Origin of the sequence: Chryseobacterium sp. SIMBA_029, from assembly GCF_046535275.1 — a bacterium.
GTDB lineage: Bacteria > Bacteroidota > Bacteroidia > Flavobacteriales > Weeksellaceae > Chryseobacterium.
Genome location: NZ_JAWRXA010000358.1, coordinates 1 through 269, shown reverse-complemented (window position 1 = coordinate 269; position 269 = coordinate 1). Strand labels below are relative to the sequence as shown.

Below are 269 nucleotides of genomic sequence, written 5' to 3'. Positions count from 1 at the left end.
CACCATCAATGACAAAAACCAGATTGGAATTTCCTCTCAATGTAAACTGTGGTGCCTGTTGCATCCCCGTTGGATTGGAAACATTAAGTCCAGCTACCTGTCCTGAGAAGAGATTTCCTATACTTGGCGTAGTAATGGTTTCGAACTGTTTGGTTCCTACTTCCTGTGTAGAATATCCAATCTTTTCCTTCTTTTTAGCAATCCCCAGGGCCGTAATGACAACTCCTTCAATTTGCTTTTCATGGGTCTTCCTTAAAACAATGGAATAC

General features: G+C 41.3%; 1 protein-coding gene. It reads right to left on the bottom strand.

The genetic code is table 11. The annotated features are described in order from the left end of the window. Positions 1–269 (bottom strand): TonB-dependent receptor (locus SB679_RS24460; RefSeq protein WP_410704863.1); only part of this gene is annotated, 269 nt, incomplete at both ends.